This window comes from Bacillus sp. MUM 13 (genome assembly GCF_001866725.1).
In the GTDB taxonomy this organism is placed as follows: domain Bacteria; phylum Bacillota; class Bacilli; order Bacillales; family DSM-1321; genus Peribacillus.
On sequence record NZ_MLYQ01000084.1, the window covers coordinates 1 to 25,035 of the forward strand.

25 protein-coding genes are annotated in these 25,035 nt (G+C 41.3%); 19 read left to right on the plus strand and 6 right to left on the minus strand.

What is annotated here, in order from left to right:
- Window positions 1-199: 199 nt before the first annotated feature.
- Window positions 200-391, plus strand: coding sequence for a membrane protein YhzF (gene yhzF / locus BIV59_RS17620; RefSeq protein ID WP_071352767.1), 192 nt, complete (start codon window positions 200-202; stop codon window positions 389-391).
- 93 nt (window positions 392-484) lie between these two features.
- On the opposite strand, the gene BIV59_RS17625 is transcribed toward yhzF, so the two are convergent.
- The 3 genes from BIV59_RS17625 to BIV59_RS17635 form a co-directional block, all read right to left on the minus strand.
- Complete coding sequence (locus BIV59_RS17625) at window positions 485-1,003, minus strand: tryptophan transporter (protein WP_071352768.1); 519 nt, start codon at window positions 1,001-1,003, stop codon at window positions 485-487.
- 142 nt (window positions 1,004-1,145) lie between these two features.
- The gene (gene serC / locus BIV59_RS17630) at window positions 1,146-2,243 is read right to left on the minus strand and encodes a 3-phosphoserine/phosphohydroxythreonine transaminase (RefSeq protein ID WP_071352769.1); all 1,098 of its coding nucleotides are present in this window, start codon (window positions 2,241-2,243) and stop codon (window positions 1,146-1,148) included.
- A 127-nt stretch (window positions 2,244-2,370) separates the two neighbouring features.
- Entirely contained in the window at window positions 2,371-2,796 is a 426-nt protein-coding gene (locus BIV59_RS17635; protein ID WP_071352770.1) for an HIT family protein, read from the minus strand.
- 551 nt (window positions 2,797-3,347) lie between these two features.
- On the opposite strand from BIV59_RS17635, the gene BIV59_RS17640 reads away from it, so the two are divergent.
- The 3 genes from BIV59_RS17640 (at window position 3,348) to BIV59_RS17655 (ending at window position 6,165) form a co-directional block, all read left to right on the plus strand.
- Window positions 3,348-4,091, plus strand: coding sequence for an ABC transporter ATP-binding protein (locus BIV59_RS17640; RefSeq protein WP_071352771.1), 744 nt, complete (start codon window positions 3,348-3,350; stop codon window positions 4,089-4,091).
- Complete coding sequence (locus tag BIV59_RS17645) at window positions 4,084-5,292, plus strand: ABC transporter permease (protein ID WP_071352772.1); 1,209 nt, start codon at window positions 4,084-4,086, stop codon at window positions 5,290-5,292. The genes BIV59_RS17640 and BIV59_RS17645 overlap by 8 nt, the downstream gene beginning before the upstream one ends.
- Before the next feature lie 159 nt (window positions 5,293-5,451).
- Window positions 5,452-6,165 carry an EcsC family protein gene (locus BIV59_RS17655; RefSeq protein WP_071352774.1) on the plus strand — a complete coding sequence of 238 codons (714 nt, stop codon included), beginning with the start codon at window positions 5,452-5,454 and terminating at the stop codon, window positions 6,163-6,165.
- A 29-nt stretch (window positions 6,166-6,194) separates the two neighbouring features.
- Here BIV59_RS17655 and BIV59_RS17660 read toward each other — a convergent pair whose 3' ends face one another.
- Window positions 6,195-7,373: a M20 family metallopeptidase gene (locus BIV59_RS17660; RefSeq protein ID WP_071352775.1), complete on the minus strand. Its 1,179-nt coding sequence runs from the start codon at window positions 7,371-7,373 to the stop codon at window positions 6,195-6,197.
- Window positions 7,374-7,746: 373 nt separating this feature from the next.
- Window positions 7,747-9,141, minus strand: coding sequence for a hypothetical protein (locus BIV59_RS17665; RefSeq protein ID WP_071352776.1), 1,395 nt, complete (start codon window positions 9,139-9,141; stop codon window positions 7,747-7,749).
- Between the two features lie 631 nt (window positions 9,142-9,772).
- Between BIV59_RS17665 and liaF the strand changes: the two genes are divergently transcribed.
- The 4 genes from liaF (at window position 9,773) to cspC (ending at window position 12,719) form a co-directional block, all read left to right on the plus strand.
- The gene (gene liaF / locus BIV59_RS17670; protein ID WP_071352777.1) at window positions 9,773-10,558 is read left to right on the plus strand and encodes a cell wall-active antibiotics response protein LiaF; all 786 of its coding nucleotides are present in this window, start codon (window positions 9,773-9,775) and stop codon (window positions 10,556-10,558) included.
- A 54-nt stretch (window positions 10,559-10,612) separates the two neighbouring features.
- Window positions 10,613-11,605 carry a sensor histidine kinase gene (locus BIV59_RS17675; RefSeq protein WP_240501942.1) on the plus strand — a complete coding sequence of 331 codons (993 nt, stop codon included), beginning with the start codon at window positions 10,613-10,615 and terminating at the stop codon, window positions 11,603-11,605.
- A gap of 1 nt (window position 11,606) precedes the next feature.
- Complete coding sequence (locus BIV59_RS17680; protein WP_071352779.1) at window positions 11,607-12,254, plus strand: response regulator; 648 nt, start codon at window positions 11,607-11,609, stop codon at window positions 12,252-12,254.
- A 264-nt stretch (window positions 12,255-12,518) separates the two neighbouring features.
- Window positions 12,519-12,719, plus strand: coding sequence for a cold shock protein CspC (gene cspC / locus BIV59_RS17685; RefSeq protein ID WP_044394619.1), 201 nt, complete (start codon window positions 12,519-12,521; stop codon window positions 12,717-12,719).
- 249 nt (window positions 12,720-12,968) lie between these two features.
- On the opposite strand, the gene BIV59_RS17690 is transcribed toward cspC, so the two are convergent.
- Window positions 12,969-13,481: an antibiotic biosynthesis monooxygenase family protein gene (locus tag BIV59_RS17690; protein ID WP_071352780.1), complete on the minus strand. Its 513-nt coding sequence runs from the start codon at window positions 13,479-13,481 to the stop codon at window positions 12,969-12,971.
- Between the two features lie 309 nt (window positions 13,482-13,790).
- Here BIV59_RS17690 and hemE point away from each other — a divergent pair, with 309 nt between their 5' ends.
- From hemE to BIV59_RS17750, 11 genes are all read left to right on the plus strand, one after another.
- Window positions 13,791-14,831 (plus strand): uroporphyrinogen decarboxylase, encoded by a 1,041-nt coding sequence (gene hemE / locus BIV59_RS17695; protein WP_071352781.1) that lies wholly within the window; start codon window positions 13,791-13,793, stop codon window positions 14,829-14,831.
- 83 nt (window positions 14,832-14,914) lie between these two features.
- Window positions 14,915-15,853 (plus strand): ferrochelatase, encoded by a 939-nt coding sequence (gene hemH, locus BIV59_RS17700; RefSeq protein WP_071352782.1) that lies wholly within the window; start codon window positions 14,915-14,917, stop codon window positions 15,851-15,853.
- 528 nt (window positions 15,854-16,381) lie between these two features.
- Entirely contained in the window at window positions 16,382-17,116 is a 735-nt protein-coding gene (locus tag BIV59_RS17710) for an MBL fold metallo-hydrolase (protein ID WP_071352784.1), read from the plus strand.
- Between the two features lie 66 nt (window positions 17,117-17,182).
- A complete protein-coding gene (lplA, locus tag BIV59_RS17715; protein WP_071352785.1) occupies window positions 17,183-18,172 on the plus strand; it encodes a lipoate--protein ligase in 990 nt (329 codons plus the stop codon).
- Window positions 18,173-18,360: 188 nt separating this feature from the next.
- Window positions 18,361-19,911, plus strand: coding sequence for a fatty acid--CoA ligase family protein (locus BIV59_RS17720; protein ID WP_071352786.1), 1,551 nt, complete (start codon window positions 18,361-18,363; stop codon window positions 19,909-19,911).
- 243 nt (window positions 19,912-20,154) lie between these two features.
- Window positions 20,155-20,931 carry an enoyl-CoA hydratase-related protein gene (locus BIV59_RS17725; protein WP_071352787.1) on the plus strand — a complete coding sequence of 259 codons (777 nt, stop codon included), beginning with the start codon at window positions 20,155-20,157 and terminating at the stop codon, window positions 20,929-20,931.
- 191 nt (window positions 20,932-21,122) lie between these two features.
- Window positions 21,123-21,647, plus strand: coding sequence for an HD domain-containing protein (locus BIV59_RS17730; protein ID WP_071352788.1), 525 nt, complete (start codon window positions 21,123-21,125; stop codon window positions 21,645-21,647).
- Window positions 21,648-21,723: 76 nt separating this feature from the next.
- A complete protein-coding gene (locus BIV59_RS17735) occupies window positions 21,724-22,356 on the plus strand; it encodes an NUDIX hydrolase (RefSeq protein ID WP_071352789.1) in 633 nt (210 codons plus the stop codon).
- Window positions 22,357-22,431: 75 nt separating this feature from the next.
- Entirely contained in the window at window positions 22,432-23,157 is a 726-nt protein-coding gene (locus BIV59_RS17740; protein WP_071352790.1) for an AzlC family ABC transporter permease, read from the plus strand.
- On the plus strand, window positions 23,150-23,455 hold the full coding sequence (locus BIV59_RS17745; RefSeq protein WP_071352791.1) for an AzlD domain-containing protein: 306 nt from the start codon (window positions 23,150-23,152) through the stop codon (window positions 23,453-23,455). The genes BIV59_RS17740 and BIV59_RS17745 overlap by 8 nt, the downstream gene beginning before the upstream one ends.
- Before the next feature lie 202 nt (window positions 23,456-23,657).
- Window positions 23,658-24,914 carry a M48 family metallopeptidase gene (locus BIV59_RS17750; RefSeq protein WP_071352792.1) on the plus strand — a complete coding sequence of 419 codons (1,257 nt, stop codon included), beginning with the start codon at window positions 23,658-23,660 and terminating at the stop codon, window positions 24,912-24,914.
- Window positions 24,915-25,035: the final 121 nt, after the last annotated feature.

Genomic DNA, 25,035 nt, shown 5'->3' on the forward strand with positions numbered 1-25,035 from the left:
CGTCTGCGGGGTCTCATCTGCCACGCTGATCCCACAGGAGTCTCCGCACCTTTCGCTCCAATCAACCTGCTTTAACAATAGATTTGCCTCGAAAAATTATATTAAATAACAACAATCTTTAAGAAAAGAGCCTTTCATAATAAAGGAGTGTGCTGAATATAGTTATACAAGCTAAAATGGGAAGACAGGGGGAGTGAGCATGGGGAGAGCTATGGCCATTTTTTTTATATTATGTACGCTAAGTCTTGCTGGAATGCTTTACTTTTTGGCAGCTGCCAGGAAACCAGGCATGTATCCGCCCAAAAACATGCTGAAAAAAAGAGCTGAAATGCTTGGCGTGCTTGGCTGCATATTCCTGCTTCTTGGCCTGATAGGATATATGTTCCATTAAAAAAGGAAGCGAGTATTGAATGCCGGATAATCAGCATGCATATAAAAAACCCCGCCGGATTCCTCTTCGGCGGGGTTTGTCATATGCTTTTATTTAAACATTGGCAGGGAGGCTGCTTTTCTTTATAAGTCCGCTGACAATCGGATAAATAATGACCATAGCGACTGTATTAAGAAGTACTGCAGGAAGCACGACAGCAGCGAATAAGCTTACAAAAGCACCAGGGAGTCCAACAATTAAATATGCTGATCCTAAAAATACAGCTCCGGAAACTAATGTGCCAATGGCTGTCAAAATTCCTGCGCTTACTGCTGTAAAAGAAAACTTCCTTGCTGCAATAAACATGAAATAAAAGACAAAACAAGTGACGAATTTATCAATAATGTTCGGGATAAAGCCCCCGGGGAATGTAGAAGTCAATCCAGATATAATTCCGCCCGCCAAAGCCACTAAAAAGACATTTTTCTTTTCGGGAAAAAGGATGATGGCCAAAAAGGACATTGTAAGCATCATGTCAGGCTTCATTCCCAGGAAAAAACCGGGGATGATTACATGAAGTGCAGCACCAATTCCGACAAAAAGGGCAAGGGAAACCAAAGTTCTAATATTCATTTCTCATCTCTCCTATTCTATTCTCAGCTAATTTTCTGATTCTTCAGCAGTGCACTGATTGCCTGCTGCAAGAACTTTAAAACAGTATATCATGTGATTGCACTTTTTTGAAGTTATATCTTTTGAAAATCTATTAGAGTTATTATCGGGTGCCGCATTTTTTATAGGTTTCCTTAAAAGCATTCATAAAATCGAATAATTGCTCGCAGTGTGAATAAGGAACCGCATTGTAGATGGAAGCCCGGCAGCCTCCAATAGAGCGATGACCGTTTAATCCTGTAAATCCTGCTTCGGCTGCTTGCTCTAGAAATTGTTTTTCTGCATCTTCTCCGGGGAGAGTGAAGGTTATATTCATATTTGACCGGCTGCCGCTCCTGGCATGTCCTTTATAAAATCCATCACTTTCATCAATGGCCTTATAGATGAGATTGGCCTTTTTAGTATTCATTGCTTCTATTTTCTTTAATCCGCCTTTTTCTTTAACCCATTCAAGCACAAGTGAAAGAAGGTAAATGGCGAATGTAGGAGGAGTATTATACAATGAATTATTTTTTGCATGAATATGATAGGAAAGCATTGAAGGAAGATGGCTAGATTCATGAATTAAATCTTTTCTGATAATGACAGCGGTCACACCCGAAGGTCCAAGGTTTTTTTGTGCACCGGCATATATCAGTCCAAATTTATCTACCTCAATTTCTTTACTTAGAATATCGCTGGACATATCCGCAGCCAGCGGCACATGCTTTGTATCAGGATACTCACGCCATTGTGTTCCATAAATCGTATTATTGCTTGTAATATGGAGATAAGATGCATCATCGCTGACCGATATATCATCAAGCTTGGGGATATGTGTATAATTATCATTCTTCCCTGAGCCGGCAATCCGGGTTTTTCCTATTTTTTGAGCCTCCTTCAGCGCCTTTTCGGACCATGATCCGGTAATTACATAATCAGCAAATTTATCAGGTGCATTGAGGTTCATCGGAACCATTGAAAATTGTAGACTTGCTCCTCCCTGCAAAAGTAAAACTTCGTAATTGGAAGGAATCTGAAGGATTTCTCTTAATGAATGTATGGCAGAGTGGTGGATGTCTTCAAAAATGGAACTGCGATGGCTAAGCTCCATGACAGACATTCCTGAATTGCGGATGTTTAACCATTCTGACTGTGCTTTAGTAAGCACTTCTTCAGGCAAAGCAGCAGGACCAGCATTAAAATTCAGTGCTCGTTTCATCTTATTTCCTCCTATACTGTAATGTGCTAAAGAACTATTGTATAATCCTAACAGAAAAATAGGCGGAATAGTATAAAAATTTAAATAAAAACGCAAAGCCTTAAAAAGACTTTGCGGAAGAGGTTTATTATAGTGATATATGCTTTGCTATGGATGAAGCGATGTCATTAAGATCTTCACTTGTGTATTCGCTGGTATGCGTTTTCCAGACAGCTCCAAAACCGTCACCTTCACCGTAGCGGGGAATTAAATGCATGTGATAGTGAAAAACAGATTGGCCGGCAGCTTCACCATTATTATTGACCACATTTAAACCAATTGGCTTCAGTTCCTGATTAATGGCTTTTGCGATTTGAGGAACTGATTCGAATAGGCGGCTTGCGATCTCCGGTGTCAATTCATAAATGTTTTCTTTATGTATTTTTGGAATAACAAGGGTATGGCCCTTGGTTACCTGGCTAATATCGAGAAAAGCCAGCACATGTTCATTTTCAAATACCTTTGTGCTTGGAATATTTCCTTGTACAATACTGCAAAAAATGCAATCGCTCACTGCCGATCGCCTCCTTAATTAAAATGTAACCTAATCGTACCACATGTTGTACAAGAGCGAAATGACAAACAGGATGCAGCCTAAGCTGCACCCTGCCGTTTGAAAAGGGGCTTTGCTTCTTTTCGTTTCAGGTAGAATTCTCTTTGATAAACACCTCATTTACTGAAATCAGGTATTATATGTTAAAGAGTATGCATTCAAAGCAACCATCTCCTATATCTCCAAAGTTTCATCAACTTTTAAAGCATAATGGACGGAGTGTTATGAACGTTTTTTCAGCCTTTACGTGCAAGACAACCATCTCCTTGCTCGAAAACGTTTTTTTGAAGCTAAATTGGAATAAACAGTTAGAACAGTAAAATGTCTTTAACTGACACCCCATTTACAATTTGATGTAAATCACCTTGTAATGACTGCCCCTCTTCACTATATATCATGGCCCTCTGAGAAGAAATTTATAATTGGTAAATAACGGAATAAAAAAGTCTAAACATTGTAATGGAACAGATTTTTGATAAAATGAAGACATCATACAGAGAGAGGATGGTTCGATGTCCTTATTAGAGATACATGAACTTGTTGGCGGCTATACCCGGACACCAGTCCTGAAGGGAGTCAGCTTTGTTGTCCAGCCAAATCAGCTGGTAGGTTTGATTGGATTAAATGGAGCGGGTAAAAGTACCTCGATCAAACATATTATAGGCTTAATGGAGCCTAAGAGCGGCAGCATCTCCATTAATGGAAAAACATTTCAAGAAGATCCTGATGGCTATCGCAAGCAGTTCACTTATGTGCCGGAAACGCCTATTTTATATGATGAACTTACTCTTGAAGAGCATTTGAAACTGACGGCGATGGCCTATGGATTGGAAGAGAGGATATATAAAGAAAGGCTGGGCCGCCTGCTTAAAGAATTCAGAATGGAAAAAAGACTTTCCTGGTTTCCTGCCCACTTTTCTAAGGGAATGAAACAAAAAGTCATGATCATGTGTGCCTTTCTGGTTCAGCCGTCCCTTTATATTGTGGACGAACCTTTTGTAGGACTGGATCCGCTCGGTATACAATCATTGCTGGACCTCATGGATAAGATGAAAAAAGAAGGAGCAGGCATTCTTATGTCGACGCATATCCTTGCAACTGCAGAAAGATATTGTGATTCTTTTATTATTTTACATAATGGCGAAATCCGCGCCAAAGGAAACCTTGAGGACCTTCGTTCGCAATTTTCGATGCCTGGAGCTACGCTCGATGATATTTATATTGCTTTGACGAAAGAAGAAACCAATCATGAATAACCCGGATTTGTGGCAGGGCAGGTTCACTGCTTTCATAATTGAAATGCAGAAGTATTTAAAATATATTTTCAACGGCCATCTTCTGTTTGTTTTGCTGATTGCTGCAGGAGGTCTTGGTTATTATTACAGCGAGTGGGTTAAAGATCTGGGGGGCGGTTTTCCCGCTGCGCTGATCATGTGCCTGATTATCGGTTTTGCTGTTGCAAAGAGCCCCATTTTTACATTTTTGAAAGAAGCGGATATGATTTTTCTGCTTCCGCTTGAAACAAAACTAAAAAGTTATTTCTCCCGTTCCATTACCCTGAGCCTTTTTATGCAGTCCTTTATTCTGTTGGTTCTCTTTGCGGTTTTGATGCCAATGTATGCAAAAGTCAGCGGTGCATCGCTCAAAGATTTTGCCATTATCTTTGTTTTTTTGATTGTATTGAAATATGTCAATTTAATGATTACATGGCATGTCTTAAAATTTCAGGAAAAAAGTACAATCCTTACAGATGCAGCCATCAGATATATTTTAAATGCAGCTGTACTATATTTGGTTTTCAGCGGTGCTGGCATCCTGTTTCCATTGATTGCTTTCATTTTGCTGATTGCATTGATGCTGTATTATCGAAGTGCAACAATCAAAAAACCGTTAAAATGGGAAAAACTTATTGAACTTGAAGATAAGAGAATGATGTCTTTCTACAGGATTGCCAATTTGTTTACAGATGTCCCTAAGCTCCGGGGCAAAACCGCCCGAAGAAAGTGGCTGGACTGGCTTCTGAAATTCATTCCTTATAATCAGAAATCTGCTTATTCCTACCTGTACGCCCGCACTTTTTTGCGTGCTAATGATTACATTGGGCTTCTGCTCAGGTTAACGGTGATTGGCTCTGTAGTGCTGCTTGCATTTATAAGCGTTTGGGCAAATATACTTGTAATAGTCATTTTTCTCTATATGACTGGGATCCAGCTGCTTCCAGCCTGGAAACAGCATGAAATGAAAATTTGGGTGTCTCTGTACCCGCTGCCTGCAAATATGCGTGAAACGGCAGTGATTAAAATGGCTATGTATTTTCTCATCTTCGAAAATTTAATTTTCTTTCTTGTGAAGATCTTGTCAGGTGCCGTGGTTTCTTCTTTAGTTTCCTTAGCGGCAGGGTTCGTATTTATTAGCATATTCAGGGCGTATGCGGTGAAGAAAATCAGGAAATTTTAAATTTGTTTACAGGGATCTGGCATATAAAAGAATGTCAGGTCCTTTTATTTTCTAAAGAATCATTCCGGGTACTTGAGCTTGGCGGGTTGCAGGTTTCCTGCACTGTCCGCAGAATCGGACTGAAGCAAGTGACTTTTGATAAAAAGGGGGAGAGCACGGATGGGCAGTTACGAAAACAAAGCTTTAGAAGAGGCTGACGCATGGAGGAATAAAATCATCCGAAAAACTGGGATGATGAACCGGATGTCCAAGCAAGCTCAAATTAAATTAAATGGTTTCATACCCGAAAAAGCACACGGAGCCATTACGGAAACTTTTAAGAATTTGATCGAAGGCGTGCTTAAAGGAACCCATTATCTTGCGAAAAATAAGAAAGAAGAAGCTGAGATGGCCTTTTCTGAAAGAGAAGAGAAAGTCAAAAAAGCTATCCAGCTGGCTCAGAAAACCGGAATGCTGGAAGGAGCAGGCACTGGCGCAGGAGGGATTTTCCTTGGCCTGGCTGACTTTCCGCTGCTGATTGTCATTAAAATGAAACTTTTATTTGAAATTGCTGCCCTATACGGATTTAATGCCAATCGATATGAGGAAAGAGCATTCATATTATATGTTTTTCATCTAGCCTTCTCCAGCGGCGAAGTGAAAAAGGAGATTCTTGATATCATTTTGGACTGGAAAGAAAAAAATCCGCCGAAAGAGCCTGACTGGCGGGTCCTCCAGCAGGAATACAGGGACTATATTGATATCATTAAAACGTTTCAGCTGGTGCCTGGAATTGGTGCAGCAGTCGGTGCCTATGCAAACCGGGTCCTGATTGCCGAACTTGGGGAGACAGCCATGAACTGTTTTAGGTTAAGGATGCTCTCAAAAGAATAGGGAAGGGGCATAAGCCCTTCCCTTAATTTCTATTCTTCGGCATGAATGCTGACAGCGGCAGTCCCTAACGTTTTTGCTGCTATCAGCATGGCTTTTTCATCAATGTCAAACTTGGGATGATGATGTCCGTATGTTATATCTGCATCAGGCTTTGCACCGGTAAAAAAGAATGTCCCTTTTACCTTTTGAAGGTAATAGGCAAAATCTTCTCCGCCCATATCTGGATCGATTTCTTCCGTATGCTCCACCTCTGAAACCTGCTTGGTGCATTGAAGCAAAAACCTGGTTTCCTCATCATGGGGAACAACTGCAGGGTAACCCCTTTCATACTTGTACTCATATTGTGCATCTGCTGCCATACATGTTCCTTTAATGATTCTCTCCATTTCCGTCTCAATAAAACTTCGTACGTCTTCTTTGAACGTTCTGACCGTTCCGATCAATTTTGCTTTATCTGCAATCACATTGAAGGCATTTTCTGCAACAAACGAACCTACTGTAAGTACAGCTGAATCAATCGGGCTGACCCGTCGGCTGACAATCTGCTGAAGGGCGATGACCAGCTGGGAGGCAATGATAATGCTGTCCTTTGTCTTATGGGGCTGTGCACCGTGTCCGCCTTCTCCCTGTATCACAATTTCAAAACGGTCGGCGGCTGCCATAATGGGACCGTTGCAATACTGAATGGTGCCAGTTGGTGCTGTAGCCCATAGGTGTGTCCCGAAAATAACATCCACACCATCGAGGCACCCATCTTCAATCATAGGTTTAGCCCCGCCTGGAGAGTACTCTTCGGCATGCTGATGAATGAAAACGTAATTTCCTTCGAGATCATCCTTCAATTCATGTATGATTTTCGCGAGAACCAGCAATGATGCTGTATGTCCATCATGTCCGCAGGCATGCATGACTCCGGGAACTGTTGACTTATATGCCACTTCTTTTTCATCCTGAATCGGAAGGGCATCAAAATCTGCCCGCAACGCCACGGTTTTTCCAGGTTTGGCTCCTTGAATTTTTGCAACAACCCCATTTCCTCCGACGTTAGTGCGGACGTCCACACCCAGTTTATGATAATATTCGGCAATAAAGGCTGCTGTTTTGGTTTCCTTAAAACTCAGTTCGGGGTGCTGATGGAGATATCTTCTGATTTCAACCATTTCCTGAAAGGACTGCTCAAGCCGTTTATGTAAGATATTTATCGTCATTTGACCCTCCAAATTTAAATATTTAGAATATTTAATATTATACCATATATTAAAATAATAGCTTACATTCTGCCTGTACTTCCTAACACCATTAAAAAAGCCAAAACAAGATGTGTTTTGGCACCGTGCAGTTTTTACACTAAAGCTGTTTCGGGAAATTTTTTCTGCTAGGGAATAAGGGGTAATTACCTCCCCAGGATACACGCTGCGAAAAATCGTGCAACTTTCTTAAGAAATCATGCAACTTTAACAATAAATCATGCAATTTTCTTCCGAAGTGTGCGAATTTCTGTCTGCATCATCCTACTTGCTTTCCGCTGAAGGGGGCGGTGAGCCTTCTCTTACTCCCTCGGGGTATCTCACCCTGAAGTGCTTACATTAAAAACATGGCTGCGATGGTTGTAACCGCCAATCCAATAACCACTGGCACCAGATTCCGTCTTGCCAGTTCAAAGGGATCAACATTGCAGATTGCAGCTGCAGGGATGAGTGCCCATGGAATGAGTGTTCCGCCTCCTACCCAAATGGCGGAAATTTGGCCAAGCGCAGTAAGTGTTGCTGCACCGCCTCCAATGGCTGCGGAAAAAAGATGGGCAACAGAGCCTGCCAGTGAAATGCCTGAGAAGCCGGAACCATCCAAACCAGTGATGGCGCCTATCGAGGTTAGGGTAACAGCGGCAGCTTCCTTTGACAAAGGTACGGCAGATGCAAGAGCGGCTCCAAGATCGTTCACGATTCCCTGAGAAGAATGGGGCAGTGTGCTGCCAAGGATTTTTGTGAATCCTGCATCCCCCAGATAAAAGAAAGCGGCAATCGGAATGACCGGCCCAAATACTTTAAAGCCAAACTGAAAACCTTCGATCAGGTAGCTGGTTGTCTTTTCTACACCATGATTTCTGTGTGCTGCGAGTGAGAGGATTAATAGAATAAAGACTGAGGTGCCTCCGATAAGTGCTGTAGCATCCCCGCCTTGAAGGTGAAGCACTGACATGGCAGCCACATCGAGAATGAAGGCCAAGGGGATGAAAACTGCAAATACCTTTTTTACTCCGGGAGAAAGCAGGTCTTCGTAAGTTGTGTTTGGCTGTTTAATCTGTACAAATGATTCTGCTTGTGCAAATTTACCCCGTTTCATATCTCTCTTCAAAAAGAAAAAAGCTGTGAGCGTAGTGACGGCACCCATTATAATAACGAGCGGAATACTGGCATGTATGACCTCGCCAATCGGGAGTCCTGCCGCATCTGCTGTGAGCTTTGGGGCTGCCTGAAGGATGAAATCTCCTGATAGTGCTATCCCATGGCCAAAAAGATTCATCGCCATGGCGGCCCCAAGAGCAGGCAGGCCAGATTTAATTGCGACGGGCAGCAAAACGGCACCGAGAAGTGCTACGGCAGGAGAAGGCCAGAAGAACCATGAAATGACCATCATTAAAATTCCGATTGTCCAATAAGCAAGAGCAGGGGATTTTATAAACCGGGTAAAGGGCGAGATCATAACATCATTTATTCCGGTTATTGTGAGAACTCTGCTCATGGCCACAATAATTGAAATAATCAATATGGTGGACATTAATTCTGTAATTGCGTAGACAAAGCTGTTGAAAACCCCGCTTACTGATCCAAAAAGACTGCCGGTTGCAATTAATGCAATAGTGAAAATCCCAAGGATGCACACAATTGTTGTATCTCTTCTTTTTATCATAAAGCCGATAATCAGCACGATAAATAGTACATAAGACCAATGGAGAGCCGTCAGTTCCACTCCCATAATCTTTCCTCCTTCCGAATGGCAGAAATATATTTGCTTTTCTACACATTATGATGGGCATTGCCTTTGGTGAAAGGTAGGGAGAGATATATTTCATCATAAAGTAACCCTTCATTTTTTAATCTGTTAATTTTGCCTATTGCTTCAAGAGCTCATTATGTGCCTTAGAACCGTCACTGGTCACAATCTCAATCAGCAAAGAGCATTAACAAAGTACTTTTTTTAAAGGCTCTTTTCTTAAAGATTGTTGTTTTTTTAATTTGTTATGTGAGGCGTTCCCATTGTCAAGTCAGTTGATTGGAGCGTAATGTGTCAGACTCCCGCTTAGATTAGCAAAACAGGTGAGACATAAGCAGGCGCAGCCGAGGAGGCTCACAGGCTGCCCCGCGGAAAGCGAGCATCCTGAAGAGGAAATCAACCACCCTGTTTCATAGCAGCAAAGTTTACGGAAAAAGCCTTTTTTAAAGTGAAAAATTCAGCCTTAAGGCGGAGAAGCAATAAAGCTTAAGCAAGTATTAACTAATGAAAAGCCATGATACATTCAAACGGCGGGATCTGCGTGCTATCGGCAAAAAAGGAAAATTCGGGGATTATGACGAATTAAGGAGAAGAGAAAGGGTCTGAAACATTTATGAAAAAAAACTCGCTTACACATATTTTGACTGCACTGGTGCTGTTTGCAGGGGGAACGGTGCTGCTGCTAATAAATATCGGGGTCATTTCTTGGGAAATAAAGCAGATTATTGTCGCATGTTATCCCTATCTTTTGCTGATCATCGGAATACTTGTTTTTCTGAAAAGCCTAAAGGTGCCATTTGGTTCGGCCATGTTTTGTGGATTTTTTTTGATGCTTTTATCATGTTTGCTTGTCGCAGACCGGCTGGGCTTCTATCCTTTTCATTTATATGATGCAGTGGAACTATGGCCTGCCATCATTATTTTTGCTGCTTTACGTATGCTTTTTCTGAATAAAAAAATCCGCGTAGAGATTAAAAATAATCGCTCTAAAAAGAGTGATAACGGACTCGAAAAGGTAGAGCAAATTCCTGAAGTAAGAGGGTTTTCAATAGGAAGCTTTGAATATAGCCATTCTAACTGGGCTCTTGAGCCTATGAAAATGTACAAAATGATAGGTGATTACCATATAGACTTAAGCAAAGCCTTTATTTCAGATAGAGAAACGACGATTGAGCTGAACGGGTGGATCGGTGATGTGGAAATCATTGTTCCTCAAAACATACCAATCAGAGTCAAAGCAAAAGTAAATATTGGAGATGTAAAGGTTTTTTCCCTTTCATCCAGCCATGCTGCAGGGCCTGTGGTTTCGTTTGAATCTCCCGAATATGATGCAGCAACTAAAAAAGTAAATATACAAATATCCCTTGTGATTGGAGATGTCCGCATTGATAAGGTATAGAAATTTGGTGCCTGAATGAAAGGCATCAAATTATTTTTTCTTAAGAGTTATTTTGTGTATGCATGCTTTTGTTCACTTCTTTTTTTCATCATGCTGCAGGTGTATCTCGTTTTAGCTGATCATCCCGGGTTTTCGGTTACGGCAGCATTATGGATCTCGGGAGGCAATTGCGTAATTCTCTTCCTATTCGCGGCATACTTAGCCATTAAAAATGCTTATGAGCTGAAAGGTAAACTTTCCATGATTTCAACATTTATAGGGAATCTGCGCAGCGGCAGATTTCCGGGAAAAATAACAAATGAGGCGAATGATGAAATCTCAAGAATTATTTATGAAATCAATCTGCTTTCCGATCATATTCAAAATCAGGTTCAGTCCCTGCAGAAGCTTGCCGATGAAAAGTCTCTTCTTGCACAGCAGGCACACAGCGCAGCTGTCATGGAAGAGCGTCAAAGAATAGCCAGAGATTTACATGATGCGGTCAGCCAGCAGCTTTTTGCCTTAAATATGATGTCAGCAGCCGCCTGCAAAACACTAGAACACTCTCCGCAGGCGGCTAAAATCCAGCTTGAACAAATATCAGGAATTTCTGTAAAGGCACTTGGGGAAATGAGGGCGCTGCTCCTTCATCTTCGCCCGGTGGAGCTTCAGGAAGATTCATTATGTGATGGTATCATTAAATTATTGAAAGAACTCAAAACCAAAACTTCACTTCAGTTTCAAGCAAGCATAGATGAAGTGGACGGACTCACAAAGTCTGCTGAAGAGCATTTGTTCAGGATTGTCCAAGAAGCCGTGTCAAATGTCATGAGACATGCAGAAGCGAGTAAAATCAAAGTGGAATTAAGGGAAGAAGGAGAGTTCATTTATCTTTATATTAGTGATAACGGAAAGGGATTTGATCCGCTAGATGTGAAAATGGTTTCTTATGGAATTAAGTCGATGGAAGAACGGTGTAAGGAAATTGGCGGGGTCTTTCAAATTCGGTCAAAGGACCGGGAAGGAACATACATAGATATTAAAGTGCCGCCGGCGGGGAGGGAATGATATGACAAAAATAAGACTTGCAGTAATCGATGATCATGAATTAGTGAGAAAGGGAATAATATCTTTCCTGGAAACCGAACCGGATATTGAAATAGTGGGCGAAGGAAGCAGCGGAAGAGATGCTATTAACCTCGCTGCGAAGCATAAACCGGATGTCATTTTGATGGATCTGTTAATGGAAAATGGAACAGGGATTGAAGCAACAAAGGAAATAATGGAAACGGGGTCAGCTTGCAGAATCGTGATCCTTACAAGTTATTTTGATGAAAAAGAGGTTTTCCCTGCTTTAGAAGCAGGAGCATTCAGTTATTTGCTGAAGACTTCACCGGCTTTTGATGTGGCAAGTGCGATAAGAAAAGCGGCGAAAGGAGAGGCAGTGATAGAGCCCAGGGTCACTGATGTAATGGTAAAGCGCCTTCGTAATAAGGAAGCGAAACTCCATGATGGACTTACTGAAAGAGAAAGGGATGTTTTGCTTTGTATTGGAGAAGGAATGACCAATCAGGAAATTTCAGAGGAGCTATTCATCGGAATCAAAACGGTTAAAACGCATGTCAGCAGCATACTTGGAAAACTGCAAGTCGGGGACCGGACACAAGCAGCTGTTTATGCAAACAGAAATGGACTCATCAAGCAGCAGGAACGATAATAAATATATAAGGCCAAACGGCCATATATGTTTGGGGTGAATTTTTTTCAGATTAAATAAGTACAGAACTTAAAACCATTTTTAATAAAAATTTGCTGAAGTGATTTTTTCATTTGCTTTCACATTCAGTAACTGATACAATAAAGTAGAATTATTTTTGTTCGGTGTAAAGGATAGTATAAGTATTTGACTTTTCGTCTTGATGATCACTTTGGGCAAGGATAGTAAAACATTGTGTGTTTATCGCACTAGGAGGCAACAATTATGGAACAAGGTACAGTTAAGTGGTTTAATGCAGAAAAAGGTTTTGGCTTTATCGAACGTGAAGGTGGAGACGACGTATTCGTACATTTCTCTGCTATCCAAAGTGAAGGTTTCAAATCATTAGACGAAGGTCAAAAAGTTACTTTTGACGTTGAGCAAGGTGCTCGTGGAGCTCAAGCTGCAAACGTTCAAAAAGCATAATAACTTGTAGCCAAAAAAACAGGTCCTTTTAAGGGGCCTGTTTTTTTTGATTATGCAGGGGATTGCTGCATGTAAAAAAACCCGCTCTGTGTAAGAGCGGGTAACTGGTACAAGTAAAGTAACGATGATTCAGTTAAAAAGGTTTAACTAAGTATAGCACAGTGACTATACATATCCTAACTTATGCATAAAATACTTGACTAAAACCTTTAAGCATAAGAACAGTGCAGGGTTAATCCCTGAAAAAAATTATTCCGTCTCAGATGTGATCGTATATTGCGTGACATAAGAAGGGCCGGAGAAAATGGTTTTTGATGCATCTGTTTTTTGACCAGGCTGTTCTTTTTGATGAGCCTCAGAAAAGGAGTTCGAGTTCTTCCAATTATTGAAAGACATGGAATCGTCCCATACCGTCAGAATGACATATGTATCTGATTGGATAGGGCGTAAAATCCGGATGGCCTGAAATCCGGGTTCATTTTCAATCATCCCTGCCCGATTTTTAAACTTATACTCAAATACAGGCCGCCCCTCGCCAGACACAGGAATATTATTCATGACCGCATATCCTTTGCCTCCAATAGTGCCCTTTGATTCGATGACCTCAAACTTCCTTGGTGAGCTGAAGACGCTTTTTCCATTTGTTTCATGATACAAAAGAGTGTTTTCTGCATTTTGCATGAGGATGATTTCTTCCTCTTGATATTTGTCTTTTTTGCTTTTTAGAAAATCATATGTACCCGTTGTCATATAAACATTCAAATTTTCCACCCCATTTTACAGTATAGGTATAGATGTATTGTTACCACAAATCCCAGAAAAGTAAACTGTTGGCCGAAAATCGTCATTTTTTTGACAATTGAGAGTAAAATCTATACTTCAAAAATCAAAAAGGATATATTTATGTGGATACATAAGCATGAACAATAATTGATGGCAATTCAGAGTAAAATGCGGAATAGCTCCTAAGAAACGTTATTTGGAATGGATACCATTTGAAAATAGCACTTTGTCTGCTATTCTAGGGAAAGAAGTATATAAGGTTGTCTTTAGGCTGAAAGGTGGATATGAATGCTAAAAGAATTTAACGATACTCTTTTAAGAGCAGCAAGAGGAGAAAAAACGGACCATGTGCCAGTCTGGTATATGCGCCAGGCTGGAAGGTCTCAGCCTGAGTACCGGAAAATCAAGGAAAAATATTCGCTGTTTGAAATAACTCACCGGCCTGAGCTTAGTGCCTATGTAACCAGGCTGCCTGTCGAACAATATGGGGTGGATGCGGCCATTTTATATAAGGATATCATGACTCCGCTCCCTGCAATAGGCGTGGATGTGGATATTAAATCAGGAATAGGGCCGGTTATCTCTAACCCGATCCGCTCGCTCAGCGATGTAGAAAGACTCGGGGAGCTGTCTCCTGAAGATGATATCCCTTATATTCTGGACACAATCAAATTGCTTACCACAGAGCAATTATCGGTTCCTTTAATAGGATTTTCCGGTGCTCCTTTTACAATTGCTTCTTATATGGTCGAAGGGGGCCCCTCCAGAAATTACAATAAAACCAAAGCATTGATGTATACGGAACCAAAAGCCTGGTTCGCATTAATGGACAAGCTGGCTGATACGATCATCGTATATGTGAAAGCACAAATTAAAGCGGGCGCCAAAGCGATTCAAATTTTTGATTCATGGGTAGGGGCATTGAATGTGGAAGATTACCGGATGTTTATCAAACCGGTGATGGACAGGATCTTTTCTTCTTTAAAAGAAGAGAATGTGCCGCTCATTATGTTTGGAGTAGGTGCAAGCCATCTGGCTCTGGAATGGAATGATCTCCCGCTTGATGTTGTGGGGCTTGACTGGAGGATGCCAATTTCAGAGGCCAGAAGCATGGGGATACATAAAGCGGTTCAGGGGAACCTTGATCCTTCAATTCTTCTTTCTTCATGGGATGTGATTGAGGAAAGAACAAAAAAAATCCTTGACCAAGGGATGGAGCAGCCAGGATATATCTTTAATCTTGGACACGGTGTATTCCCCGAGGTAAATCCGGAAATCTTAAAAAAACTGACCAGCCTGATCCATGAATATTCAGCAAAACATTCCTAAAATAACATGTGAAGGGACGGTAAAGCCCTCGCAATCGGTTCCCCTTTAGGAAAAGGCAAAAATATAGATAAGGTGTGAGACATATGACACGAAAGAAAATGGGGCTGCTGGTAATGGCTTATGGCACCCCTTATAAAGAAGAAGATATTGAGAGATATTATACACATATCCGCCGTGGCAGAAGACCTTCTGAAGAGCTTATCGAAGATCTCAGGAGCAGATATAAAGCCATCGGCGGCCTGTCACCTCTTGCGAAAATAACAGAAGCACAAGCTCTTGCCCTGCAGGAGCATTTAAATAGTATTCAAGATGAAATTGAGTTCATTTCATATTTGGGTTTAAAGCACATTGAGCCATTTATAGAAGATGCGGTGCAAAAAATGCATGAAGACGGGATTAATGAATGCATCAGTATTGTGCTTGCCCCTCATTTCTCCACATTTAGTGTTAAATCCTATAATGGACGGGCAATGGAGGAAAGCAGCAAAATTGGCGGTCCGAGCATTATATCTGTAGAAAGCTGGTATGATGAGCCCAAGTTCATTCAGTATTGGTCAAATCAGCTGAAAAATACTTTAGAAAAGATGTCTCCTGAAGAACGGGATCATTATATGCTCATCGTTTCTGCGCATAGCCTTCCGGAAAAAATTGTCCAGCTTGGCGATCCGTATCCTGATCAGCTTAAAGAGTCGGCTGAACTGATTACAAAAGCTGCTGGAATAAACAACTATAGCATCGGATGGCAAAGTGCCGGACAGACACCTGAGCCTTGGCTTGGACCTGATGTGCAGGATCTGACAAGAGATCTTTACCATGAAAAAGGATACAAGGCATTCATCTACATGCCTGTAGGTTTTGTCGCCGAGCATCTGGAGGTTCTTTATGATAATGACTATGAATGCAAAATTGTAACTGAAGAAGTAGGTGCAGCCTATTACAGACCGGAAATGCCTAATGACAATCCTGCATTCATCGATGCCCTGGGGACAGTAATTATGAAAAAACTAAAAAGCGCCGAGTAAAATCAATACATGATAAACCATGCAAATGAACCATCCTCCCAAGGGATGGTTTTTTTGTTTTTGTGAGAGCATATTTCTGCAATGTTTTTCAAATGATCAGCATTGTATAGCTCTGACAAATCATTTTCTGTTAACTGCTTTTTGTGTTTACATGGTAAAATAATGCTATCATTTAGAAAAAAAAGGAAAAGGCGGGAAGGCAGTGGGGAGAAAAGCAAGAAAGGCAGCTTTTAATAAGCGGGGTAAGGGGAATTTCTTAGACTGGATTTTTACATCAGTACTAAATCTCTGCTTTTTTGTTTTAGTGGCAGGATTAATTTTTTATCTGCTAAAATAATCGAATGCAATTATAAAAGCTTTGTGCTTGAAGTAGAACAAAAAAAATCTCCCGCTATGTCCTGTGAAAGAATGAAGAGTAGATTTCTGGGCAGAATCTCTACTGTTTAATTCTCTAAAAAAGTGAAAAGTTGAAAAGGGTGCTATAATGTAGCAGAAATCATGATTCGTGCACACAGGGGAGGAAAATTCTTGAAAATTACTGTTATTGGCTATTGGGGAGGCTATCCTGCAAAAAATGAGGCTTCTTCAGGCTACTTGCTTGAATATGGGGACTTCCGGGTTTTGCTTGACTGCGGAAGCGGCGTACTGGCTCAGCTGCAAAACCATTTGAAACCCGAGGAACTGGATGCAGTCGTACTGACCCATTATCATCCAGACCATGTTGCGGATATAGGTGTCCTGCAGCATGCTGTCTTTATTCAGCAGATTTTGGGAAGCAAAAAAAGGACTTTGCCCATTTATGGCCATGATTTAGATTCATCAGAATTTAATAAACTTACGTTTAAAGAAGTTACGAAAGGGATTTCCTATTCAGCTGATGAACCATTGACAATTGGGCCATTGACTTTTACCTTCATGAAAACAAACCATCCTGTTCCTTGTTTTGCGATGAGAGTCGAAGCTGGTGGACAAGCGATTGTTTATACAGGAGACAGTTCATATATGGAGGAGCTTGGCGAATTTGCCAAGGGTGCGAACGTATTGCTGTGTGAAAGCAATTTTTATGGCGATATGGATGGCACACAGGCAGGGCATATGACGGCACGCGAAGCTGGCACCGTTGCAGAAAAGGCAAACGTGCAGCTTTTGCTGCTTACCCACTTGCCCCATTTCGGAGAACTGAACCAGCTTAAGAAAGAGGCTGCCGAGAAATATGGCGGGGAAATCGCCATGGCAAGGAGCGGGCTGGAATATCAGCTGTAGCCCTAATTTATAAAAATGACCGGGCGGGCACTGTTGTCCCGCTTTTGATTATGCAGGAGGAAAAGGATGCTTTTTATTGATAATAAGGGAATTACAGACCCGCAAATTAATTTGGCAATTGAAGAATATGCTCTTAAAAACCTCGATATAAATGAAACTTATTTGCTTTTTTATATTAATGAGCCATCCATAATTATCGGAAAAAACCAGAATACAATTGAAGAAATTAATACGGACTATGTAGAGAAGCACGGGATTAAGGTAGTTCGCCGCTTATCAGGGGGCGGAGCAGTATATCATGATCTCGAAAACCTGAATTTCAGCTTCATTACAAAAGATGATGGAGAAAGCTTTCATAATTTCCTGAAATTCACTGAGCCGGTAATAAAGGCATTGGGCAAACTCGGCATACATGCAGAATTGAGCGGCAGAAATGATATTTTGGCTGAAGGGAAAAAAATTTCCGGAAATGCACAGTTTTCCATCAAGGGAAGAATGTTCAGCCATGGAACTCTTCTGTATAACTCGGATATGAACCATGTTGTTTCGGCTTTAAAGGTGAAAAAGGATAAAATTGAATCCAAGGGAATAAAGTCAATTAGAAGCCGTGTAACCAACATTGCCGATTTAATGGAAAATCCAATTACCATAGAAGAATTCCGGTCTCTGCTCTTACGATATATTTTTGAAGATGCAAAAGAAATCCCTGAATATGTGCTTACTGAAGAAGATTGGAAAAATATCCATGAGCTCTCAAAAAGCAGGTATCAAAATTGGGAATGGAATTACGGTAAATCTCCGAAATTCAATTTGCAGCATTCACATCGCTTTCCGGCAGGCTCTATTGATGTCCGGCTTGAAGTTAACAAGGGGATCATTGAGGAATGCAAAATTTATGGCGATTTCTTTGGCGTCGGGGATGTGCATGATTTAGAAGAAAGGCTGAAGGGCATCCGCTATGAAAAGGCGGCAATTGAAAGTGCGTTGGATGATATACAAGTCAGCCATTATTTCGGCAATATTTCAAAAGAAGATCTGATTAATTTGATTTATTAAAAATATTTTTGCCCTTGCTGTAATTAGCAGGGGCAAAGTATATATGGAATTCTTGTGGAAAATATTGCTTGAAGTAATAGAATTATAGTTGATAGGATTATTTTCTTTTAATATAATATATTTGAATTATTTTTTTATTTAAAAAATGAATGGTTATTCATTCATTGTTATGGGGGAGGGAAAAGGGAATGAATTTATCAGAAAGACTTCATCAAACAGCACTCGATAAAGGAAGCAAAACAGCCTATTATTTTATGGATCAGGCAACATCCTATGAAGAACTGGATACAGCTGTAACCAAATTTGCAGATGGATTGCACAAACTGGGAATAGGAAAGGGAGACCATGTTGCACTGCTTCTTGGCAACTCGCCGCATTTTATCATCGGCATGTACGGTTCTTTAAGGGCTGGAGCAGCAGTTATTCCAATTAATCCTATTTATACGCCGGATGAAATTGGATACATTATCAGCAATGGAGATGTGAAGGCGGTTATCGCTTTGGATGCTCTAGTTCCGCTTCTTGAAAAGATGAGTCCTCATTTGCCTTCAGTGGAGCATATGATTATCTGTGATACCCAGCAGTCCGCAGAACAGAAAGACCTATCATGCTTAACTATTTACCCTAAATTGAAAACGTTTTCAAAGTTGATTGAAGCAGGAAACGATGAATATCGCCGAGAAGCTGCAGATCCGGATGAAACAGCTGTCATTTTATATACTTCCGGCACAACAGGAAAGCCAAAAGGTGCCATGCTTACTCACCGCAATCTTTATTCAAATGCCAAGGATACGGGTGATTATCTCAAAATATCAGAAAACGACAGGGTCATAACAACATTGCCGATGTTTCATGTGTTTTGCTTAACAGTGGTATTGAACGCTCCGCTCATGAACGGGGGAACCTTGCTCATTGTCCCTAAGTTTAGTCCAAGAGAGATTTTCAGGATTGCAAAAAAATATGGGGCAACCCTTTTCGCAGGTGTGCCAACTATGTACAATTTCCTATTGCAATATCCGGATGGAAGCGCAAAAGACCTGAATTCCTTTAGGCTTTGCATCGCGGGTGGATCCTCCATGCCTGTCGCACTTTTAAAATCCTTCGAGCAGAAGTTTAATGTTACTGTATCAGAAGGCTACGGATTATCAGAAGCTTCACCTGTAACATGCTTCAATCCGCTTGACCGTCCGAGGAAGCCGGGATCAATCGGCACCAGCATCCTTAATGTGGAAAATAAAATCGTGGATGAGCTGGGAGAGGAAGTTCCTGTCGGCCAGGTTGGAGAATTGATTGTGAGAGGCCCGAACGTCATGAAGGGGTATTATAAGGCTCCTGAAGAAACAGCTGCGGCATTGAAGGATGGGTGGCTGTATACAGGGGATTTAGCAAGGATGGATGAAGATGGCTACTTCTTTATTGTGGACCGGAAGAAAGAAATGATTATTGTCGGAGGGTATAATGTTTATCCGCGTGAAGTGGAGGAAGTATTATATGAACATCCTGAAGTCGTGGAAGCGGCAGCTATTGGAGTGCCTGACCCGGAACAGGGAGAAGCTGTGAAATGCTTTGTAGTCGCGAAAAATAAAGCGCTTACCGAAAAAGAGCTAAAGGACTATTGCAAGGAACATCTCGCAAAGTATAAAGTTCCCGGCACTATCGAGTTTTTAGAAGAACTGCCTAAAAATACGACAGGAAAAATTCTAAGAAGATCATTGAAAAGTGAAGTATTGCAGCGATAAATAAAAGCCAGGAAAGAGGAGGTTCTCCTTGATCCTGGCTTTTTTGCTGTGAAAAACCGTGGTATATCTAACCTGGTGAGGGGGGAGAATTCCGTTGGAGCTGCTAAACATCAGTATGCAAAAGAGCTCCTCGCTGATGGAAGTCCTGGCAGAACGCAATTAAGGCAAAATTCCTGCTTAACTTCAAGAATAAGCGGGAATAGGGGAGTATGGAACTATTGAAACAAAAGGAAGTGAATTTGAATGCCCTCTATTTTATATGAAGTCCAGGCAGGGATAGCGATAGTTACTCTCAATCGGGAGTCTGCCTTGAATACGATTGATACTGCAACAGCAGAGAGATTGCAAGCAGTAATAGCTGATATATCGAATAATGATCAAGTAAAGCTGGCTATTTTTACCGGTACGGGAAATAGAGCATTTTGTGCGGGAGAAGATCTGAATGACCCATCTATTCACTCGGCTGATGGGCTGATTCGATTCACTGGAATGCTCAATGATATTTTTAATGAAATTGAAATGCTGCCTCAGCCCACAATTGCGGCAATTAATGGATTTGCCTTTGGAGCAGGCTTTGAGCTTGCCCTTGCCTGCGACCTTAGGATATCAGCCGATCAGACGCTGATGGGGCTTCCGCATGCTAAGCTTGGCCTGATTCCTGGAGCTGGCGGGACTCAGCGGCTGCCGAGACTGATTGGAGAAGCAAAAGCATTGGAATTAATTTTAACCGCAAAGCGTTTCACTTCTTTGGAAGCCTACCATTTCGGAATATTATCCAAGGTAGTATCTAATCATGAGCTGCATAAAGAGGTCATGTATACAGCGGAACAGATATTAGAAAATGCACCCATTGCAATATATCAGGCGAAATATGCAGTGAAAAAAGGAATGAGGACAAATCTGCAAGATGGTTTGGAACTGGAGAAGGAAGGCTTCTCGAAGACTGCCTCATCTCAAGATTTAGAAGAAGGGATTCAATCATTCTTTGAAAAGAAAAAACCAGTTTTTAGAGGGAAGTGAAAAGAGGCTGTTCCTGATACGGTATGACTGATCAGGCCGTTTGGGAGCAGCCTTATCATGTCAATAGAGGCTTAACACCAGCGGGCGGTTCAGTTTAAAGCCCTTCCTGCCTCTCTATCTTGATGAGGTACTTGCTCTTTTTGGAATGATACCTGTAAAATAAGAAAAACTCCAAAAGGAGAGAATCAAAAATGAGAGACGTAACACTGCTAGAGATTTTTCAGCATCATATAGCTCAAAAATATTTAAACCGGTCCGGCCTGGCACATGCCATAGCTGTTTCTTATCATGCCTTTCATTTAGCCAAGGAGCAGAATGTCGATGTTGATCTGGCTGCAAAAGCAGGGCTGCTGCATGATATGGGCCATTTCACTTGGTACAGAAACGGAAAATGGGATTATGATTTATACAAGAAAAATGATATACATCCAATTAAAGGAGCAGAACGGGCACATAAATTGCTGATCAGGCTTGGAGAAAACCCGATTGCTGCCAAAACGATCTCACTTGCCATTTTGTTTCACACCGACTCCTTTCTGCCATCAAATGATATTGTCCGGACTCCTTTGCAGCAAATCGTTAAATGGGCTGATGAAAAGGATGAAGAAGAAGGAGGCAAGCATCACTACAGGAAAATAGATTTTGAACGGGCAAAAAAAAGCCTATCACGCCTTGATGATATGATTGATGAAGAAAGAAAAAAACTGTCATCCTGATTTTCATCAGGCTGGCAGTTTTTTTTCATGGTATAGTTAAAAGACGAAATGTTCTTGTAATTGGGAGGGTGAGACATTGGAATCAGAACAGCTGAAAATTTTTGATGAAAGAGGCCGGCACATCGGTAAAGCTTCAAGAAGCGATGTTCATAAAAACGGTTATTGGCACGAAACCTTCCATTGCTGGTTTATCAGCAAAAAAGGAGATAAAGAATACATATATTTTCAACAAAGGAGTTCTGGAAAAAAGGATTTTCCGGATCTTCTTGATATCACGGCTGCCGGCCATTTGACCTTTGAGGAAAGCGTTCAGGACGGAGTCAGGGAGATCAGGGAAGAGCTCGGGATACCGGTTACATTCACTGATCTTGTTTCAATAGGCATAATTAAGGATCAGCTTCAAAAGCAGGGTTTTAACGATAATGAATTCAGCCATGTTTACCTCTATGATATTACTGGCCTTGATATCTCCTTTCATTTTCAAAAAGAAGAAGTGTCAGGAATGTTCAGAGTGGCTTCAGCAGATTTTTATAAAATGTTCTTAGAGAATGAACAAGAAATACCTGTTAATGGATATTACATTAATCAGCAGGGTGAAGAAATTAAAGTCGATGGACATGCCATAAAAAGCAGCTTTGTTCCGCATGGCAAGGAGTACTATCATATGGTTTCCGGCGCACTCAAAAAATATTTTTCTTCCCTGAACTGAAATAAATATACTTCTCTGGCAGCCGAAATGATTTGCCAATGTATAAAATAATTAATCATAAAAGGGGAGAGGAAGATGGGAGAAGCATTATTGCAGAGAGGGCCTTCTTCTTTCCGCCAGGGTATGAAGGCAGGGGCAGGCATTGCAATAGGATATGCCCCAATAGCCCTGACATATGGACTGCTGGCTAAAACCACAGGGCTTTCCATGGAAGAAACAATATTAATGAGCTTGATCGTGTTTGCCGGTGCTTCTCAGTATATTGCGTTAAACCTGCTGGCAATTGGTACAGGCGCCATAGAAATTATACTGACTACCTTCATAGTGAATATTCGGCATTTTTTGCTGGCAGCATCCATAAATGAGAAAAGCAGCAGCGAAGATGGCATTGTGAAAAGGGCAATTTATGCTTTTGGCTTAACAGATGAAACTTTCTCTGTTGCAGCCATGATGCATGGTAAGGTTAAAGCAGGGTTTATGTTCGGACTGAATATGACTGCGTATGTTAGCTGGGTGCTGTTTTCTGGACTTGGGCATGTATTTGGCGCAAACCTGCCTGATATGCTCCAGGAAAGTATGTCAGTGGCTTTATATGCTATGTTTATAGGTCTGCTTACACCTTCAATGAAGGGATCCAAAAAGACTGTATTCCTGGCTGTGACTGCTGCTGCCTTTAACAGTGTATTTACACTCTCAGGCTTAAGCGCAGGCTGGTCGATTGTCCTTGCAACCCTTCTTTCATCCGTTATCATCCAGCTGCTAGATACATTGAGAAACAAAGGGGAAGAAGCCGATGCATAGTAAAATGATTTACATGATCATTGCAATGGGAGCAGTTACATATATCCCGAGGTTTTTGCCTTTTGTCTTGTTTAAAGGAAAAGAGCTTCCTCCCTTTCTTCAGGGAGTATTGAAAAATATTCCTTTTGCCACTCTTGGCGCCTTGATCTTTCCGGGCATATTATTGATCAGCCATGACCTTAAATATGGACTCACAGGTGCAGCAGCTGCCTTTATCCTTGCATGGTATGGAACCAATGTGATCGTGGTGATCGTTGGGGCCATTGCTGCTTTAAGTGTTTATTCGATGATATTTTAGGCAGTGGTAAGCTTGCGGTGCAATCAGCAAAGCTGGAGGCGTGAATAATAGAAATGAAAAGGCTAATACTTAAGGCTATATGTAACATCCCTTTGAAAAGCGCTGTCTGTAAACTTGCGGGGAGCATTCAGAATTTTTGTTCTAATATTCCCTGCCGCACCTAAACTATGTAGAAAGGGTTGTCTTATAAGGAGGAAATGCAATGGCAAGAAAATGGGCAGCTGCCGCTGTAGGTGTGTATCTTATTTCAGCAGCTTTTATGTACTGGTACCTTTTTTATGGAGCATCTGGCGCCATTCCTTCCGGCTTGAAGGGGACCGCTGCAGATCCTGCGACGTTTTTGAATGGAAGGGAATTGCTTTTAAGTGAGCATTATTCAAAAATCAGGAATTTTATTTTCTTCCTTTCAACGCCATATGAATGGCTGTTTTATTTCCTGGTTTTAATCTCTGGCTTGTCCCGGGTGTTCGAGAGATGGGCAATTTCTTCTTCAAAATGGAAAGCTTTACAGACAGCGGTCTATCTATTCTGGCTTTCGCTACTTTCGTTTGTTGTTTCTTTTCCGTTTGATTATGTAAGCTATGCCTATAGTAAAAGTTATCATATCAGTACCCAATCCTTTTCCTCATGGATGAAGGATAACATCATTGATTTTTGGGTCAGTTTCGGCACTATGTTCATCCTTGCAGGTGTTATTTACTGGCTGATGAAGAAAAGCGCAAAAAAATGGTGGCTGTATGCATGGCTGTTATCCATTCCCTTTTCACTATTCATGATGTTTGTTCAGCCTGTGATCATTGATCCGCTTTATAATGATTTTTATCCGCTGAAGGATAAAAACCTGGAAACAAAAATTCTTTCGATGGCCCAAAAGGCTCATATTCCTGCAGATCACGTGTACGAAGTGAATATGGCCAAAAAGACAAACTCCCTTAATGCATATGTCACAGGAATTGGCTCGAATTCCCGGATTGTGCTTTGGGACACCACACTTAAAAAGCTTAATGACAAGGAAATAATGTTCATAATGGCACATGAAATGGGCCATTATGTAGAAAAGCATATTTACTACGGAATTGCTGGCTATCTTGTTCTTACATTTGCAGGTCTTTGGCTAATAGCAAAGCTCATGGATTTCTTGGTGAGAAAGCGAGGGAAGCTGCTTCAGCTATCGGATGTCAGCAGCCTGCGTTCCCTGCCGCTATTTTTGCTGCTTGCAGGTGTGCTTCTGTTCGCCTCGAGCCCGCTTACAAACTATGCTTCCCGTTATCAGGAAACCCGTGCAGATCAATATGCGATGAAAATGACACATGATAGAAATTCCGCCGTAAAAACCTTTCAGGAGCTCACCCGAGCAGGACTGAGCGAGGTGAATCCGCCCCTATTGGTTAAGTGGTTCCGATATACGCATCCAGCCATGCTAGACCGCATCACTACTGCATCGCAATATAAAAAATAAGCAGCAAACAGCCATCCTAATCTGTAATCAGGATGGCTATTTTGTATGCATAATCCTCATAATACGTATGAAGGCGTCTCGTTCAAATAAAGAGCGGGCAGCCGATTAACACATTATATTC